The organism is Microbacterium resistens (assembly GCF_021172025.1).
GTDB lineage: Bacteria > Actinomycetota > Actinomycetes > Actinomycetales > Microbacteriaceae > Microbacterium > Microbacterium resistens.
The window spans coordinates 1,713,240-1,728,694 of the sequence record NZ_CP082781.1 but is presented as its reverse complement, the minus strand read 5'-3'; the positions used below and the strand labels follow the sequence as shown (position 1 = coordinate 1,728,694).

Here is a 15,455-nt window from a genome sequence, read left to right as displayed (position 1 = left end):
CCTCAGGCGCCGCGCAGCTCGCGGATCACGAGGGCGGTCCGCAGCGCGGCGTCCGCCGCTTCCGCGCCCTTGTCCTCGCGGGAGCCGGGGAGACCGGCGCGATCCAGCCCCTGCTGCTCGTCGTCCAGGGTGAGGACGCCGAATCCGACCGGGCGTCCGGCGTCGAGCGCGACCCGGGTGAGCCCGTCGGTCGTCGCGGCCGAGACGTACTCGAAGTGCGGCGTGCCGCCACGGATGATCACCCCGAGCGCCACCACCGCGTCGGCCCCGCCCGCGAAGGCGGCCTGCGCGGCCACCGCGAGCTCGAACGAACCGGGGACGCGGACGAGGCGATGCGTGGCCCCGGCCGCGTCGAGGACACGCTGCGCCCCGGCGATCAGGCCGTTGGTGATGGTGTCGTGCCACGTCCCCGCGACGACGACCACGTGGGTGCCCGTCGCGTCGATGCCGCCGGTCTCGGGTGCTCCTGCGCCGCTCATGCGTGCTCCTTCAGCTCGTGCTCGCCGTCGGCGATCTCCTCGGTGCGCGCGAGGGCGGCGGCCAGCTCCGCCTCGCCGATGATGTGTCCCATCCGATCGCGCTTGGTGGCCAGGTACTGGTGGTTGTTCGGTCCGACCCCGACGATGAGGGGGACCTGCTCCACCACGTCGAGACCCAGCTCGCGCAGCTGGGAGACCTTGTCGGTGTTGTTCGTCAGCAGACGCACCTTGGACACGCCGAGGTCGGCGAGGATCCCCGCCGCCGCGGCGTAGTCGCGCGCGTCGGCAGGCAGGCCCAGCGCGATGTTCGCGTCCACGGTGTCCAGCCCCTCCTCCTGGAGGCTGTACGCGCGCAGCTTGTTGATGAGGCCGATGCCGCGCCCCTCGTGGCCGCGCATGTAGATGACGATGCCGTCCTCCTGCTCGATCGCGTCGAGGGCCGCCTCGAGCTGCGGGCCGCACTCGCACTTCAGCGAGCCGAACGCCTCGCCGGTCAGGCACTCGGAATGCACGCGCACCAGCGCCGTCTCGCCGGGCTCGCCGGAGACGACCGCGATGTGGTCGGTGCCCGTCACGCGATCCTTGTAGGCGAGGAACCGGAACGTGCCGTGAGTCGTCGGCACGTTCGCGTCGGCGCGGAGGCTCACCCGCCGCCGGCTCGTCGCCGCCGGCGAGGACTCCTCGCGCGGCTCGTGCTCGTCGAGGTAGTCGATGAGCTGCTCGATCGTGATCACGGGGACCCCGTCGCGGGCGCCGAGCTCCTGGAGGCCGGGCAGCCGCATCATGCTGCCGTCCTCCGCCACGACCTCGGCGATCGCCCCGACCGGACGCAGACCCGCCAGTCGCATGAGCTCGACGGCGGCCTCGGTGTGGCCACTGCGTTCGCGGACCCCGCCGTCGACGGCGCGGAGCGGGAGGACATGGCCCGGGCGAATGAGGTCCGAGGCCGTCGACGCGGCATCCGCGAGCACGTTGAGCGTGCGCGCGCGGTCCGAGGCGCTGATGCCGGTGGTGACGCCGGCGGCGGCGTCCACGCTCACCGTGTACGCGGTCGAGCGGGCATCCTCGTTCACCTCGACCATCGGGGGGAGGTTCAGGGCGTCCGCGATGTCGGCGGGCATGGGCGCGCACAGGAAGCCGGAGGACCAGCGCACGGTCCAGGCCACCCACTCGGGCGTGGCCAGCTCGGCCGACAGGATGACGTCGCCCTCGTTCTCGCGGTTCTCGTCGTCGGCGACGATGACGGGCCGTCCGGCGCGCAGCGCGTCGAGGGCCTCGGGGATGGTGGACAGGCTCATCGCGAGCCTCCTTCCGTGCCGGCGTCCGGTGCGCCGGGGGTCTGAGCTGCCGGAGTGTGCGCGCGGAACGCCAGGAGGCGCTCGACGTGACGGGCGAGGACGTCGGTCTCGAGGTTGACCCGATCGCCGACCCGGAGGGCGCCGAGAGTGGTCGCGGCGAGCGTCTCGGGGATGAGGGAGACCTCGAACCAGTGTCCGCTCGCGGCCGTGGGGGCGCTCACGGCGCTGACCGTGAGGGAGGTTCCGGCGACGCTGATCGACCCCTTGTCCACCACCAGCGGCGCCAGGTCCGCAGGCAGGGAGACGCGCAGCACGCTCCACTGCGCACCCGGGCGGACGTCGAGCACCGTGCCGATGCCGTCCACGTGCCCCTGCACGATGTGCCCGCCCAGGCGGGCGCCGACGGGCATCGCCTTCTCGATGTTGACCCGCGTGCCGACCTGCGCGTCGGCGATCGCCGAGACGTCGAGGGTCTGCTTCATGACATCGGCGTCGAAGGTGTCCGTCGTGGAGCCCACGACGGTGAGGCACACGCCGCTCACCGCGATCGACTCCCCGTGCACGGCGTCCGAGGCCGCGCGGGGAGCACGCACGGTGAGCCGCCAGCCGTCTCCGGCCGGGACGATCGCGGTGATCTCGCCGACCTCCTCGATGATTCCGGTGAACATCAGGCTGCTCCTTCGGGGGGTCCGTCGTGGTCGTGGGGCGAGGCGGGCCGGGCGATCGCGAGCAGATCCGCTCCGAGGGGCAGCCACTCGTCCACGACGAGGCGCCGCGCCCCGGAGATGTCGGCGACGCCGATGTCCGTCAGGGCGAGCCGGGGGCCTCCCAGCAGGACCGGCGCGATGTAGGCGAGGACGGCGTCCGCGAGCCCGGCGGCGACGAACGCGCTGGCGAGCGTCGGGCCGCCCTCGACGAAGACGCGCTGGAGGCCGCGGTCATGCAGCAGCAGCAACGCCTCGCGGAGGTCGTGTCCGGGGATCAGGATCGGCTCGTGCGGGTGCTGTCGCAGCGCGGCGTCGGCGGGGACCGCACGGCTGCCGATCACGACAGGGACCGGCTGGTGGTCGAGAAGGCGGCCGCCGTCGCGTGCGGTGAGCGCAGGGTCGTCGGCGAGGACGGTTCCCGTGCCCACGACGATCGCATCCGCCCGGGCACGACGGCGGTGCACGTCGGCGCGCGCGGCGGCGCCGGTGATCCACTGGCTCGACCCGTCGGCCGCGGCCGCGCGTCCGTCCAGGCTCTGGGCCCACTTCACGGTGACGTGCGGGCGCCCGAGACGCTGGGCGGTCATCCAGTCGGCGACGACCTCCCTGGCGGCGTCCGCCTGCTCGCCGGCCTCGACGTCGACGCCGGCGCCGCGCAGGCGCTCGGCCCCGCCCCCCGACAGCTCTCCCGGGTCGTCCAGCGCGTAGACGACGCGCGACACGCCGGCCTCGATGAGGGCGACCGCGCACGGGCCGGTGCGACCGGTGTGGTTGCACGGCTCGAGCGTGACGACCGCGGTGGCGCCGTGCGCGGCGCCGGGAGCGAGGCGGGACAGGGCATCGACCTCGGCGTGCGGGGTCCCGGCGCCGCGATGCCAGCCTTCCGCAAGGGTCTCACCCGTAGGGGAGAGCAGAACGGCGCCGACCTGCGGATTGACGCCGCGGGGACCGCGACGGGCCAGCTCGATGGCGCGCGTCATGGCCGCGCGCTCAGCCGCCGTCGTCGTCATGTGCGTCGTCCCTTTCCGACCTGATCGATGGCTCCGGGGACGCACGTCGAATACTCGCGTGCTGCCTCCTATCCGGACTGACGAGGCTCTGCCTCGCATCACCGTCGGTTCCGGAATTCCACCGGATCGGCCTCGGTCGCGCGGGGCGCGTCCTCGGTTCGCGGACTCTCACCGCCGGTTCGGATTCTCACCGACCCCGGAGCACGTTGATGCTCTGAGTCTCCTCAACGCATCACCCCCGATCTTATTCCGTTGCATCTTTCCCGCGTCTCCGGGTTACTTGAGCAATCGCGAGAGGCGGCGGTCGGCGAGCGTCTTCCCACCGGTCTGACAGGTCGGGCAGTACTCCAGGGACCGGTCCGCGAAGAAGACGCTGCGCACGGTGTCCCCGCAGACGGGGCAGGCCTCGCCGCGTCGGCCGTGGACCTGCATCCCGCGCCGCTTGGCGTCCTTCAGGTCCGCCGGGGGCTTTCCGGAGGCCGCGGCCACCGCCTCGGCCAGGGTGGAGTGCATGGCGTCGTAGAGCCGGGTCACGTCCTCCGGGCCGAGAGAGGCGGCCGCCGCGTACGGCGACATGCGCGCCGCGTGCAGGATCTCGTCCGAGTACGCATTGCCGATCCCGGCTATCACCCCCTGATCGCGCAGGAGCCCCTTGATCTGCGTGCGTCGCCCCTCGAGGAGCGCGGCGAACGTCTCCCTCGTGAAGGCGGGATCCAAGGGGTCAGGGCCGAGCCGGGCGATCCCGGGGACCTCTGCGGGGTCTCGGACGACGTACACGGCCAGGGACTTCTTCGTGCCCGCCTCGGTGAGATCGAAGCCGCTGTCGTCGTCGAAGGCCACGCGGAGGGCGATCGGCGAGCGGCCGGGACGGACCGGGGCGGTCGGCACCTGCTCGTACCAGCGGAGCCACCCGGCCTTGGCGAGATGGAACACGAGGTGCAGGCCTTCGCCGCCCGGCGCCGCGAGGTCCAGGTCGATGAACTTCCCGTGTCGCTGCACGCCCCGCACGGCGGCGCCGGGCAGCGCCGTCAGCGGCGGGTCGAAGGTCTTGAGCGCGGCGATGGCGGACACCGCGGCGCGCGTGAGCGTCAGACCTGTCGTCCTCTCGGCGAGGAAGTCGACGAGACCCTGGACCTCCGGCATCTCGGGCATGCGCCCATCCTGCCACCGGACGCCGACATCCGTGCCGGTCTCGTCCCCGCTCGGTCAGCCCAGATCCACCGGCCAATCGACGGGGGAGCGGTCGTCGGTCGACAGCAGACCCGCCGTCCAGCCGTCGTCGCGGCCGCGGTGGCTGACGAGGGCCTGACGGCGCGTGCCCTCGAAGCGGAAGCCGAGGCCGCGGGCGGTGCGCGCCGACGGGATGTTGCCCTCCACCGCCTGCCACTGGATGCGGGCGAGGCCGAGGTCACGGAAACCCCAGTCGACGACGGCGCGGGCCGCCTCGCTGAGGTAGCCGTGCCCGCGTGCGGCGGGAGCGGTCCAGTACCCGAGCTCTGCGTGCCCGCCCGCGCGGTGTTCGGTGATGTGGTGCAGTCCGACGCACGCGATGAGGGACTCGTCGCGGTAGACGCCCCATACGGCCTCGTTGCCGTCGTCCCAGGCCTGTGCGACGAAGGCGACGAAGTCCTCCGCGTCCTTGCGGGAGTACGGGCTGGGGACCGTCGTCCAGCGCGGGATCTCGGGGTCCTGGCATGCTGCGGTGATCGCGTCGACGTCGGTCTCCGTCGGCGGGCGGAGGACGAGACGATCGGTGTGCAGCACGACGGAATCCATCCCTCCAGGATATCTCGGAGGGGCCGCCGCCCCGGTTCCCGGCCCCGGTCAGCGCCGGTTCTTGGGGCGCCGTTCGGGGATTCGGGGCTCGTTTCGGGGTGTTCTTGTGCCGTAACGAGCCCCAAAACGGGCACCGCCGGCCCGGCGGACCGTCAGACGCGGCGGAGCAGGCCGACCTTGTCGTAGACGTCGGCGAGGGTCGCGTCGGCGACCTCGTCGGCGCGGGCGGCGTTCGCCGCGAGGATGCGGTCGAGCTCGGCCGGGTCCGCGAGCAGCTCCTGCGCACGCTCCCGCACGGGCCCGAACTCCTCCACGACGACCTCGGCGAGACCCTTCTTGAAATCGCCGTAGCCGCGGCCCGCGTACTCGTCCTCGATCGCGGCGACCTGTCGTCCGGTCAGCGCGGCGTAGATCGTGAGCAGGTTGGAGACCCCGGGCTTCTCGTCCCGGTCGTAGCGAACGCTGCCCTCGGTGTCGGTCACCGCGCGCATGATCTTCTTCGCGGACTTCGCCGGGTCGTCCAGCAGCCAGAGGACGCCGGCGTCGCTCTCGGCGGACTTCGACATCTTCGACGTCGGGTTCTGCAGATCGTAGATGCGGGCGGTGTCCTTCTGGATCACCGGCATCGGAATCGTGAACGTCGTCCCGAAGCGGGAGTTGAAGCGCTCGGCGAGGTCGCGGGTGAGCTCGACGTGCTGCTTCTGGTCGTCGCCGACCGGGACGACATCGGTCTGGTAGAGCAGGATGTCCGCGGCCATGAGCACGGGGTAGGTGAACAGACCGACCGAGGTCGCGTCCGCGCCGTACCGCGAGGACTTGTCCTTGAACTGCGTCATCCGTCCGGCCTCGCCGAAGCCCGTGATGGTGCTCAGGATCCAGGCGAGCTCGGCGTGCGCACGGACGTGCGACTGGACGTAGAGCGTGGACTGCGACGGCTCGATCCCGGCGGCGATGTACTGCGCGGCCGTGCGCCGGGTCTTCTCCCGCAGCTCCGCCGGATCCTGCGCGACGGTCAGCGCATGCAGGTCGACCACGGAGAAGAACGCGTCGTAGGAGCTCTGCAGGTCCCGCCACTGCAGCAGCGCTCCGATGTAGTTGCCGGCCTGGAGGGAGTCGGCGGAGGGCTGCATTCCGGAGTAGAGGCGGGGCTTCGTCACGCTCTCAATCCTATGCGGGGCCGGGAGCGCTTCTCGTCGCCCTTCGGGGCGGGCGGTATCGCCGGGGCGGTGCTCGCAGACGTGCTCATCCGGGCCCGGTTCGGCGTGTGCGGTCTGCCGGCCGCGTGCGCGCACCGGCGTGGTGGTGCAGATGCAGGATGCGCAGCCGCACGCCGTACAGCGCGATCGCCCCCGTCGTGACGAGGTAGACGACCGCGGCCTGGATGGCGTAAGCGGGGTAGTCGATGACCCAGGGCGACTGCCCAGGGCCTGCCGTCGGGTCGTCGAGCACGGGCGGGAGCACGATGCCGACGGCGTAGCCCGCGACCTGTCCGAGCGCGTACACCCCGAGCCCGAGAAGGAGCGCGACGACCGCCGGACCGGTGTGCTCGCGCCACACCGCCCGAGCGGCACGGTGAGCGGTCGGCGGCGCCCAGGAGCCGCGTGCCGGCGCGAACCAGGAGGTCATGGTCGGGGCGAGCAGAAACGCCCCGGTGAGGAGAGCTGCGAGCAGCAGCACTCCGATTCCCAGCAGCCCCTCGCCGCCGGCGCGGCTCCGCATCAGCGGCGGGGTCAGAAGCAGCGCGAGAAGAGGAAGGCCGCCCAGCAGACAGCCGAACCAGGACCTGAGCAAGACGGAGGGACTCACAGTTCCGAGCATCCCGTGAGCGCGACGTCGGGGACACCGGGACATCCCTCCGGGGTTTTCGGGAAAGCCCGCCCGTCGAAGGGGCCGTCCACGGCGGCCGCGCCGGTGCCCGCTGGGTCAGCCGCGTCCCCTGGTCGCGAGCCGCCGCGTCAGGGGGCCTCAGTACGAGTAGTCGACGATGACGGGGGCGTGGTCGCTCCAGCGCTCGGCGTAGGTCGCCGCCCGGGCCACGTGGTAGCCGCCGGCGCGGGCCGCGAGGGACGGCGTCGCCAGGTGGTAGTCGATCCGCCAGCCGCTGTCGTTGTCGAACGCCTTGCCGCGCATCGACCACCACGTGTACGGGCCGTCGATCTCGCCGTGCGCCGTGCGACCGATGTCGATCCAGCCCAGGCCCGGACCCACCGATCCGTCGACGCCCGTGATCTCCTCGCCGACGGCTCCCAGGAACCGGTCGAAGTACGCCCGCTCGCGGGGAAGGAACCCGGCCTTGGTGCGATTGCCCCGCCAGTTCTTGATGTCCAGCTCGCGATGGCCGACGTTGAGGTCGCCGGTGACGAGCGCCAGGGCATCGTTCTCCGCGAGCTGGCCCAGACGGGTGGTCATGGCGTCGAGGAACCGCCACTTCTCGAGCTGCTTCGGGGTGTCGGCCTCGCCGGTGTGGACGTAGGCGCTCACGACCGTGAGCGGCGTCTGCCCGAGGAGGAAGTCCGCCTCGATCCAGCGGCCCGCCGAGTCGAAGTCCTCGTCGCCGAAGTCGGTGCGAGAGGCGAGCGCAGGCTCGCGGCTCACGATGGCGACCCCGGCGCGACCCTTGGCCGTGGCTTCGTGGTGGACGACGGACCAGCCGGGGAACGCGGCCTCGAGGTGCTCGTCCTGCCCGCGGACCTCCTGGAGCGTCAGCACGTCGACGTCCGCGGCATCGAGCCAGGTGTGCATCCCGTTGCGGACCGCCGCGCGGATCCCGTTGACATTGACCGAGGCGACACGCAGATGAGGCATGTCTCCAGCCTAACGACGGCCTCGGACACGGCGGACCGGGCGGGTGCGGTCAGCCGATCGCGTCGCCGAGGCGGGAGGCGGCGCGGCGGTGGGCCTCGTCGGAGACCTCGGCGTCGGCGACGGCCCGCTCCCATTCCTCCTCCGCCCGGCGGAGGACGCGGCGCGCCCCGGCCCGGCGGTGCCACGGCGCGGCGTCGAGCGCCTCGGCCGCGCGGCGTCGCCGTACGGCGGCGGCGAGCACGAGGGCCTCCTGCTCGGCCCGGCGCGCGGCGGTCTCGTCCTCCCGCTCCAGTGGCTGGTCGCGGTCCGCGGCCGCCACCGCGATCCACGAGCAGGCCACCAGGACGACGACCGCCACCCAGCGGCACCACAGCAGCATCGCGATGACCACCGCGAAGGTCGCGAGCAGCGGATTCGTCGGGGTCCGCGACAGCAGCAGCCCCGCGCCGAGCTGGAGCACGGTCACCGCCGCGCCGCCGAGGGCAGCGCCGGGAAGGATCGTGCGCCAGGGGAGGGCGATGCCCGTGAGGAAGCGCACGAGCAGGGCCAGTGCGAGCGCGTCGACGAGGAAGATCACGAGGATGGATCCGACGCGCACGCCGAGCCCGAACGCCCAGGAGGCGGTGCTCCACCCGAGCACGTCGAAGAGCCCGGTCAGAGCCCAGACGCCGAGCAGCGACAGCGCCGCCCCGACGAGGAGGGAGAACCCGAAGGCCGCAGCCGCGAGGAGGTCCCTCAGCTTCAGCAGGGCGGCGTTGCGCGGATCCTGGCCGAGGCCGAAGATGTCCCGCACCGCACGTCGGGTGAAGGTCACCGCGGTGATCGCGGTCCACAGCACCGCGGCCACGGCGATCGCGCCGGTGATCCCGAGCACCCCTCCCGACGCCTGCGCGATCTGCCGGACGTCGGCGGGGGAGGCGAGACCGCGCTCGCTGATGAGACCGGGGATGTAGCCGTTGGCGATCCCGATCAGGGCGTCGACGGCCTCCGTGCTCCCGCCGAGCCAGATCCCGGCGGCGGCGAAGGCGATATAGACGAGGGCGAACAGGGCGAAAAGGCCCTGATAGCTCACTCCGGCCGAGAGCAGGAAGCCGTTGTTGCGCAGGAAGTGCCGCCAGACCCGGACCGGGAACGCCGCCATCGTCCGGCGGGTGAGGGCGGCGGCGCGGTCCAGCGGCTTCTCGAGGCGGGCGATCACCGCGCCCGGCTTCCCCGGCACCGGATCACGAGGGGCGGACGCGGACACGTCCCCACCCTAGCGAGAGGATGGGGACGTGCCGCGAGCGGGTGCGGATCAGCGGCCGCCGCGAAGGACCGCCTGCTTGACCTCGGCGATGGCCTTGGTGACCTCGATGCCGCGGGGGCACGCCTCGGTGCAGTTGAAGGTCGTGCGGCAGCGCCAGACGCCCTCCTTGTCGTTGAGGATGTCCAGGCGGGCGCCGCCGGCATCGTCGCGCGAGTCGAAGATGAAGCGGTGCGCGTTCACGATCGCCGCCGGCCCGAAGTACTGCCCGTCCGTCCAGAACACGGGGCAGGACGAGGTGCACGCGGCGCACAGGATGCACTTGGTGGTGTCGTCGAAGATCTCGCGGTTGGCGATCGACTGGATGCGCTCCTTGCCCTTCTCCGGCTCGGAGTTGGCGATGAGGAACGGCTTGACCTCGCGGTACGCCGCGAAGAACGGCTCCATGTCGACGACGAGGTCCTTCTCCAGCGGCAGCCCCTTGATGGCCTCGACGTAGATCGGCTTGGAGATGTCCAGGTCCTTGATCAGCGTCTTGCAGGCGAGCCGGTTGCGCCCGTTGATACGCATGGCGTCCGAGCCGCAGATGCCGTGCGCGCACGAGCGGCGGAAGGTCAGCGAGCCGTCGACCTCCCACTTGATCTTGTGCAGCGCGTCGAGCACGCGGTCGGTCGAGTACATCTCGACGTCGTAGTCCACCCAGCGGGGCTCGGCGTCGACCTCGGGATCGAAGCGGCGGATGATGAACGTCACGAGGTACGACTGCACGCCGGTGTCCTCGACGACCTCCTGCTCCACGACGGCGGTGGACATCAGTACTTCCTCTCCATCGGCGGGTAGTTCAGCTCGCCCTGCTCGTTCTTCGTGAACACGACCGGTTTCCAGTCGAGACGGATGTGGTCGCTCGGATCGGACGAGTGCGGGTCGCCGGTCAGATACGCCATCGTGTGCTTCATGTACTTCTCGTCGTCGCGCTGGGGGAAGTCGTCGCGCATGTGGCCGCCGCGGCTCTCCTCGCGGTTCTGCGCGGCGTAGACGACGACCTCGGCGATGTCGAGCAGGAAGCCGAGCTCGACGGCCTCGAGGAGGTCCGTGTTGAAGCGATGTCCCTTGTCGTCGACGTGCACGTTCTTGTAGCGCTCGCGCAGTTCCGCGATGACGCCGAGCACGTGCTGCAGCGAATCGTGGGTGCGGAACACCTGGGCGCCGCGGTCCATCTCGTCCTGCAGCGTCTTGCGCAGCACGGCGATCCGCTCGGTGCCGGTGTTGGTGCGCAGGCCTTCGATCATCTCGCGGACGTCCTTGGCCGGGTCCTCCGGGAGGGGGAGGAACTCGGCGGTCTTGACGTACTCGACGGCGTTGCGGCCGCTGCGCTTGCCGAACACGTTGATGTCCAGGAGGGAGTTGGTGCCGAGACGGTTCGCGCCGTGAACCGAGACGCAGGCGCACTCGCCCGCGGCGTAGAGGCCGGGGACGATCGTGTCGTTGTCGGCGAGCACCTCGCCGTTGTTGTTGGTGGGGATGCCGCCCATGGCGTAGTGGGCCGTCGGCATCACCGGGACCGGCTCCACCACGGGGTCGACGCCCAGATAGGTGCGGGCGAACTCCGTGATGTCGGGCAGCTTGGTCTCCAGGACCTCGGCGCCCAGGTGCGTGCAGTCCAGGAGCACGTAGTCCTTGTGCGGGCCGGCGCCGCGGCCCTCCGCGACCTCCTGGACCATGCAGCGGGCGACGATGTCACGCGGGGCGAGGTCCTTGATGGTGGGGGCGTAACGCTCCATGAACCGCTCGCCGGACGCGTTGCGGAGGATCGCGCCCTCGCCTCGGGCGCCCTCGGTGAGGAGGATGCCGAGGCCGGCGAGGCCGGTGGGGTGGAACTGGAAGAACTCGAGGTCCTCCAGCGGCAGGCCCTTGCGCCAGACGATCCCGACGCCGTCGCCGGTGAGGGTGTGCGCGTTCGAGGTCGTCTTGAAGATCTTGCCGAAGCCGCCGGTCGCGAAGATCACGGCCTTGGCGTGGAAGACGTGCATCTCGCCCGTGGCGAGCTCGTAGGCGACGACTCCCGCGATGCCCGTCTTGCCGGCCTCGTCCTTCACCGTGATGAGGTCGAGCACGTAGAACTCGTTGAAGAAGTTGATCCCGAGCTTGACGCAGTTCTGGAACAGCGTCTGCAGGATCATGTGACCGGTTCGGTCCGCGGCGTAGCAGGCGCGGCGCACCGGGGTCTTGCCGTGCTCGGCGGTGTGGCCGCCGAAGCGGCGCTGGTCGATCTTGCCCTCGGGCGTGCGGTTGAAGGGCAGGCCCATGTTCTCGAGGTCGATGACCGCGTCGATGGCCTCCTTGGCCAGGATCTCCGCGGCGTCCTGGTCGACGAGGTAATCGCCGCCCTTGACGGTGTCGAACGTGTGCCACTCCCAGCTGTCCTCCTCGACGTTGGCGAGCGCGGCGGCCATGCCGCCCTGCGCCGCGCCGGTGTGGGACCGGGTGGGGTAGAGCTTGGTGATGACGGCCGTGCGGGCGCCGGGCCCGGCCTCGATCGCCGCTCGCATCCCGGCGCCGCCGGCGCCGACGATGACGATGTCGAACTCGTGGTGGTGCACGCCGTTCTTGACGACGGAATCCTGAGTCTGCGTGGTCACTCTCTTATGCCTATCTGTCTTCTCGCGCTGCCGGGGCGGTCACTTGACCAGGGCCTGGCAGGTCTCCCACATGGCGCCGTCCTCGAACACGCCGTTGCACGGGTCGAAGGTGAACACGACCAGGGTGCCGAGGATGATGAGCAGGGCGGCGGCCAGGCCGAGCGCGCCGAGCAGGGTCTTGCGGACGCCCGAGTGCGTCACGTAGTCGTTGACGACCGTGCGCATCCCGTTGGCTCCGTGGATGAGCGCCAGCCAGAGCATGATGACGTCCCACCACTGCCAGAACGGCGTGGCGTACTTGCCGGCGACGAAGGCGAAGTCCAGGGCGTGGATGCCCTCGCCGAGCATGAGGTTGACGAACAGGTGGCCGAAGATGAGCACCACGAGCACGACGCCCGAGGCGCGCATGAACACCCAGCCCCACTTCTCGAGGTTGAACCCGCGCTGGCGGCGGGGGGCGGCGAGCTGTGCCGGAGCCTGAGCGGTCATCAGTGTCCTCCCTCGCCGAAGCCGGCGAACGCGAGCGCAAGGTGACGCGGCACGAAGCCGGCCATGATCACGAGCCACACGCCGATGACGATCCAGAAGAGCTGCCGCTGGAAGCGCGCGCCCTTCGACCACAGGTCGACCAGGATGATGCGCAGCCCGTTGAGGGCGTGATAGGCGATGCCGGCCACGAGGACGACCTCGCCGAAGGCCATGATCGGGTTCTTGTAGGTGCCGATCACCGCGTCGTATGCGCCGGGGGAGACCCGGATCAGGGCGGTGTCGAGCACGTGCACCAGGAGGAAGAAGAAGATCGCGATCCCGGTGATGCGGTGAAGCACCCACGACCACATGCCTTCGCGCCCCCGGTAAAGGGTGCCGCGCGGGGTCTTGGACGTGGTTTCCGAAATCGACGGTGTCAAGCGAGTGCCTGCGGACACGGTCGTCCTCCCTGGTCGAAGCGGGCCCGGCGCGCATGGCGGCGCGCGCGATCGCGTCCATCCTATTCCCGTCGGCCCTCGGGGAGCGACGAAGGGGACCCTAAGTATCTCGACATCGAGATAATCCCCCGCCCCGTCCTTCCGGGCGCGCTCGCTACGCTGGGTGTCATGCGCGAGCCGATCGAGGACTTCTACGCCGTCATCCCCGCGGGGGGCATCGGAAGCCGGCTCTGGCCGCTGTCGCGCGCCGATGCGCCCAAGTTCCTGCACGACCTCACCGGCTCCGGCCAATCCCTCCTCCGCGACACCTGGGATCGCCTCGAGCCGCTCACCGGTCGCGACCGGATCGCGGTGGTGACCGGGCGCGCCCATCGCGCCGCCGTGGAGGAGCAGCTGCCCGGCATCGCCGACGAGAACGTGTTCCTCGAGTCCGAGCCGCGGGAGTCGGCGGCGGCCATCGGGCTGGCCGCGGCGATCCTGCACCGTCGGGACCCGGACGTCATCATCGGCTCCTTCAGCGCGGATCACGTGATCCGCGGCACGCGGGTGTTCGAGTTCGCCGTGCGCGACGCGGTGGAGGTGGCGCGGGAGGGGTACATCTGCACGATCGGCATCTCGCCCACGGAACCCGCCGTCGGGTTCGGGTACATCAAGCGCGGCGAGGAGCTCCTCGTCGAAGGCGCCCGCGAGGCGGCCCTGGTCGAACGCTTCGTGGAGAAGCCCGACCTGGAGACCGCCAAGGCGTACCTCGCGGAGCGGACCTACCTCTGGAACGCGGGCATGTTCATCGCGAAGGCCGGGGTGCTGCTCGACGAGCTGGCCGCGAACGAGCCCGAGCTGCACGCGGGCCTGCTCGAGCTCGCCGAGGCGTGGGACGACCGGGACCGGCGCGGGCCGGCGGTGGACCGGATCTGGCCGCGGCTGAAGAAGATCGCGATCGACTACGCCGTGGCCGAGCCCGCGGCCGAGCGCGGACGCCTCGCCGTCGTCCCCGGGCACTTCGACTGGGACGACGTGGGGGACTTCGCGTCGCTGACCAAGCTCATCTCCAACGGCCGCAAGAACGACCTCGCCGTGCTCGGCCCGAAGGCGCGCGTGCTCAGCGACGCGGCCAGCGGGATCCTGGTCAGCCAGACGTCGCGTGTCATCAGCCTCGTCGGGGTGAAGGACATCGTCGTGGTGGACACCCCTGACGCGCTCCTGGTGACGACGACGGAGCACGCACAGCGCGTCAAGGGCGTCGTGGAGTCCCTCAAAGTCACCGGACGCGGTGACGTGCTCTGAGCATTCCCTGCTCTGAATCCGGTGGATCAGAGGGGCAGCTGCTCAAATGAGCACGTTGGGGCTCATATGGTTTCAGCTTGATAACCATTCCTCGCCGCCAGGGCAAGCGCGGATGCGCACGCGCCGTCACACTGGGTAACTTTGATCGACCCGCGATGGCCGCGGGTGCGTGCAGGGGAGGCCTGAGTGACCATCTCAACCACCAAGAAGCTGTTCGGCGCGACGCTCGTCGCCGCCGTCGCGATCGCACTCGCCGGCTGCGGCCAGGCGCCGACCGAGAAGCCGGGCGCCGGCGGCGGTGACGGCGGCGGATCCGAGTTCCTGCCGTGCATCGTCTCGGACTTCGGCGGCTTCGACGACAAGTCGTTCAACCAGTTGTCGATGGAGGGCGCGCAGAAGGCCGCGGACGAACTGGGCGTCACGCTGAAGAAGGCGGAGTCCAACGCCGAGACGGAGTACGGCCCGAACGTCGACAACATGGTGTCCGAGGGCTGCAACGCCATCGTCGCGGTGGGCTTCGCCCTCTCGCAGGCCACCGTCGACGCGGCCTCGGCCAACCCCGACACCGACTTCATCCTCGTCGACGACGCGGGCGGCGACAGCAAGCCCGACAACGTCAAGCCGCTGCTCTACAACACGGCCGAGGCGGCGTTCGTGGCCGGTTACCTGTCCGCGGGCTACTCGAAGGCCGGCAAGGTCGGCACCTTCGGCGGCATGGAGTTCCCGACCGTGACGATCTTCATGGACGGCTTCAAGCAGGGCGTCGACCACTACAACCAGGAGAACGGCACGGCCGTGCAGGTCGTCGGCTGGGACGGCAAGACCGGCTCCTTCACCGGCGGCTTCGAAGCCAACCAGGACGCCAAGACGGTCGCGAAGAACATCATCGACCAGGGTGTGGACGTGCTCCTTCCCGTCGGCGGCCCGATCTACCAGTCGGCGCTGCAGGCGATCAACGAGTCCGGGCGCGAGATCGCCCTCATCGGCGCGGACGCGGACCTGTTCGTCACCGACCCGACCACGGCCGACGTCGTGCTCACCTCCGTGCTGAAGGCGATGGACCTGTCCACGTACGAGGCCGTCATGGCGAGCTCGAAGGGCGACTTCTCCGGCGAGCCGTACATCGGCACCCTCGAGAACAAGGGCGTCGGCATCGCGCCGCTGCACAACTTCGAGAGCAAGGTCGACCCGGCGCTGATGACGAAGGTCGACCAGGTCACCAAGGACATCATCGACGGCAAGATCACCGTCACGTCCTACCTCTCCGAGTAACGCTCGGAGAGGCGCA

At 70.7% G+C, this 15,455-nt stretch carries 16 protein-coding genes and 1 riboswitch; of the genes, 2 read left to right on the top strand and 14 right to left on the bottom strand.

Annotated features, from left to right (window positions below; translation table 11 throughout):
* Window positions 1–2: 2 nt before the first annotated feature.
* The 14 genes from ribH to sdhC form a co-directional block, all read right to left on the bottom strand.
* The gene (gene ribH, locus K8F61_RS08310) at window positions 3–479 is read right to left on the bottom strand and encodes a 6,7-dimethyl-8-ribityllumazine synthase (protein WP_231821315.1); all 477 of its coding nucleotides are present in this window, start codon (window positions 477–479) and stop codon (window positions 3–5) included.
* Entirely contained in the window at window positions 476–1,777 is a 1,302-nt protein-coding gene (gene ribA / locus K8F61_RS08305) for a GTP cyclohydrolase II (protein ID WP_231821314.1), read from the bottom strand. The genes ribH and ribA overlap by 4 nt, the downstream gene beginning before the upstream one ends.
* A complete protein-coding gene (locus K8F61_RS08300) occupies window positions 1,774–2,445 on the bottom strand; it encodes a riboflavin synthase (protein WP_067247776.1) in 672 nt (223 codons plus the stop codon). Before K8F61_RS08300 ends, ribA begins: the two co-directional genes overlap by 4 nt.
* Window positions 2,445–3,494 carry a bifunctional diaminohydroxyphosphoribosylaminopyrimidine deaminase/5-amino-6-(5-phosphoribosylamino)uracil reductase RibD gene (ribD, locus tag K8F61_RS08295; protein ID WP_219085069.1) on the bottom strand — a complete coding sequence of 350 codons (1,050 nt, stop codon included), beginning with the start codon at window positions 3,492–3,494 and terminating at the stop codon, window positions 2,445–2,447. Before ribD ends, K8F61_RS08300 begins: the two co-directional genes overlap by 1 nt.
* Before the next feature lie 55 nt (window positions 3,495–3,549).
* Window positions 3,550–3,702, bottom strand: a riboswitch (FMN riboswitch).
* A gap of 68 nt (window positions 3,703–3,770) precedes the next feature.
* The gene (locus tag K8F61_RS08290) at window positions 3,771–4,646 is read right to left on the bottom strand and encodes an Fpg/Nei family DNA glycosylase (RefSeq protein ID WP_231821313.1); all 876 of its coding nucleotides are present in this window, start codon (window positions 4,644–4,646) and stop codon (window positions 3,771–3,773) included.
* Between the two features lie 54 nt (window positions 4,647–4,700).
* Window positions 4,701–5,270 carry a GNAT family N-acetyltransferase gene (locus K8F61_RS08285; RefSeq protein ID WP_219085071.1) on the bottom strand — a complete coding sequence of 190 codons (570 nt, stop codon included), beginning with the start codon at window positions 5,268–5,270 and terminating at the stop codon, window positions 4,701–4,703.
* A gap of 152 nt (window positions 5,271–5,422) precedes the next feature.
* Window positions 5,423–6,400, bottom strand: coding sequence for a tryptophan--tRNA ligase (gene trpS, locus K8F61_RS08280; protein WP_231821525.1), 978 nt, complete (start codon window positions 6,398–6,400; stop codon window positions 5,423–5,425).
* A 112-nt stretch (window positions 6,401–6,512) separates the two neighbouring features.
* The gene (locus K8F61_RS08275) at window positions 6,513–7,076 is read right to left on the bottom strand and encodes a hypothetical protein (protein ID WP_231821312.1); all 564 of its coding nucleotides are present in this window, start codon (window positions 7,074–7,076) and stop codon (window positions 6,513–6,515) included.
* A gap of 159 nt (window positions 7,077–7,235) precedes the next feature.
* Entirely contained in the window at window positions 7,236–8,075 is an 840-nt protein-coding gene (locus tag K8F61_RS08270; RefSeq protein WP_067247755.1) for an exodeoxyribonuclease III, read from the bottom strand.
* 49 nt (window positions 8,076–8,124) lie between these two features.
* Window positions 8,125–9,321, bottom strand: a complete 1,197-nt coding sequence (locus K8F61_RS08265) for a YihY/virulence factor BrkB family protein (RefSeq protein ID WP_231821311.1) — start codon at window positions 9,319–9,321, stop codon at window positions 8,125–8,127.
* Between the two features lie 48 nt (window positions 9,322–9,369).
* A complete protein-coding gene (locus K8F61_RS08260) occupies window positions 9,370–10,131 on the bottom strand; it encodes a succinate dehydrogenase iron-sulfur subunit (RefSeq protein ID WP_067246065.1) in 762 nt (253 codons plus the stop codon).
* Window positions 10,131–11,957: a succinate dehydrogenase flavoprotein subunit gene (gene sdhA / locus K8F61_RS08255; RefSeq protein WP_231821310.1), complete on the bottom strand. Its 1,827-nt coding sequence runs from the start codon at window positions 11,955–11,957 to the stop codon at window positions 10,131–10,133. The genes K8F61_RS08260 and sdhA overlap by 1 nt, the downstream gene beginning before the upstream one ends.
* 39 nt (window positions 11,958–11,996) lie before the next feature.
* Window positions 11,997–12,446 carry a succinate dehydrogenase hydrophobic membrane anchor subunit gene (locus tag K8F61_RS08250; RefSeq protein WP_067246070.1) on the bottom strand — a complete coding sequence of 150 codons (450 nt, stop codon included), beginning with the start codon at window positions 12,444–12,446 and terminating at the stop codon, window positions 11,997–11,999.
* Window positions 12,446–12,883 carry a succinate dehydrogenase, cytochrome b556 subunit gene (gene sdhC / locus K8F61_RS08245; RefSeq protein ID WP_084344533.1) on the bottom strand — a complete coding sequence of 146 codons (438 nt, stop codon included), beginning with the start codon at window positions 12,881–12,883 and terminating at the stop codon, window positions 12,446–12,448. Before sdhC ends, K8F61_RS08250 begins: the two co-directional genes overlap by 1 nt.
* A gap of 168 nt (window positions 12,884–13,051) precedes the next feature.
* Between sdhC and K8F61_RS08240 the strand changes: the two genes are divergently transcribed.
* Window positions 13,052–14,167 carry a mannose-1-phosphate guanylyltransferase gene (locus K8F61_RS08240; RefSeq protein WP_067246075.1) on the top strand — a complete coding sequence of 372 codons (1,116 nt, stop codon included), beginning with the start codon at window positions 13,052–13,054 and terminating at the stop codon, window positions 14,165–14,167.
* 186 nt (window positions 14,168–14,353) lie between these two features.
* Window positions 14,354–15,439: a BMP family lipoprotein gene (locus tag K8F61_RS08235; protein WP_217996220.1), complete on the top strand. Its 1,086-nt coding sequence runs from the start codon at window positions 14,354–14,356 to the stop codon at window positions 15,437–15,439.
* The last annotated feature ends 16 nt before the right edge of the window (window positions 15,440–15,455 follow it).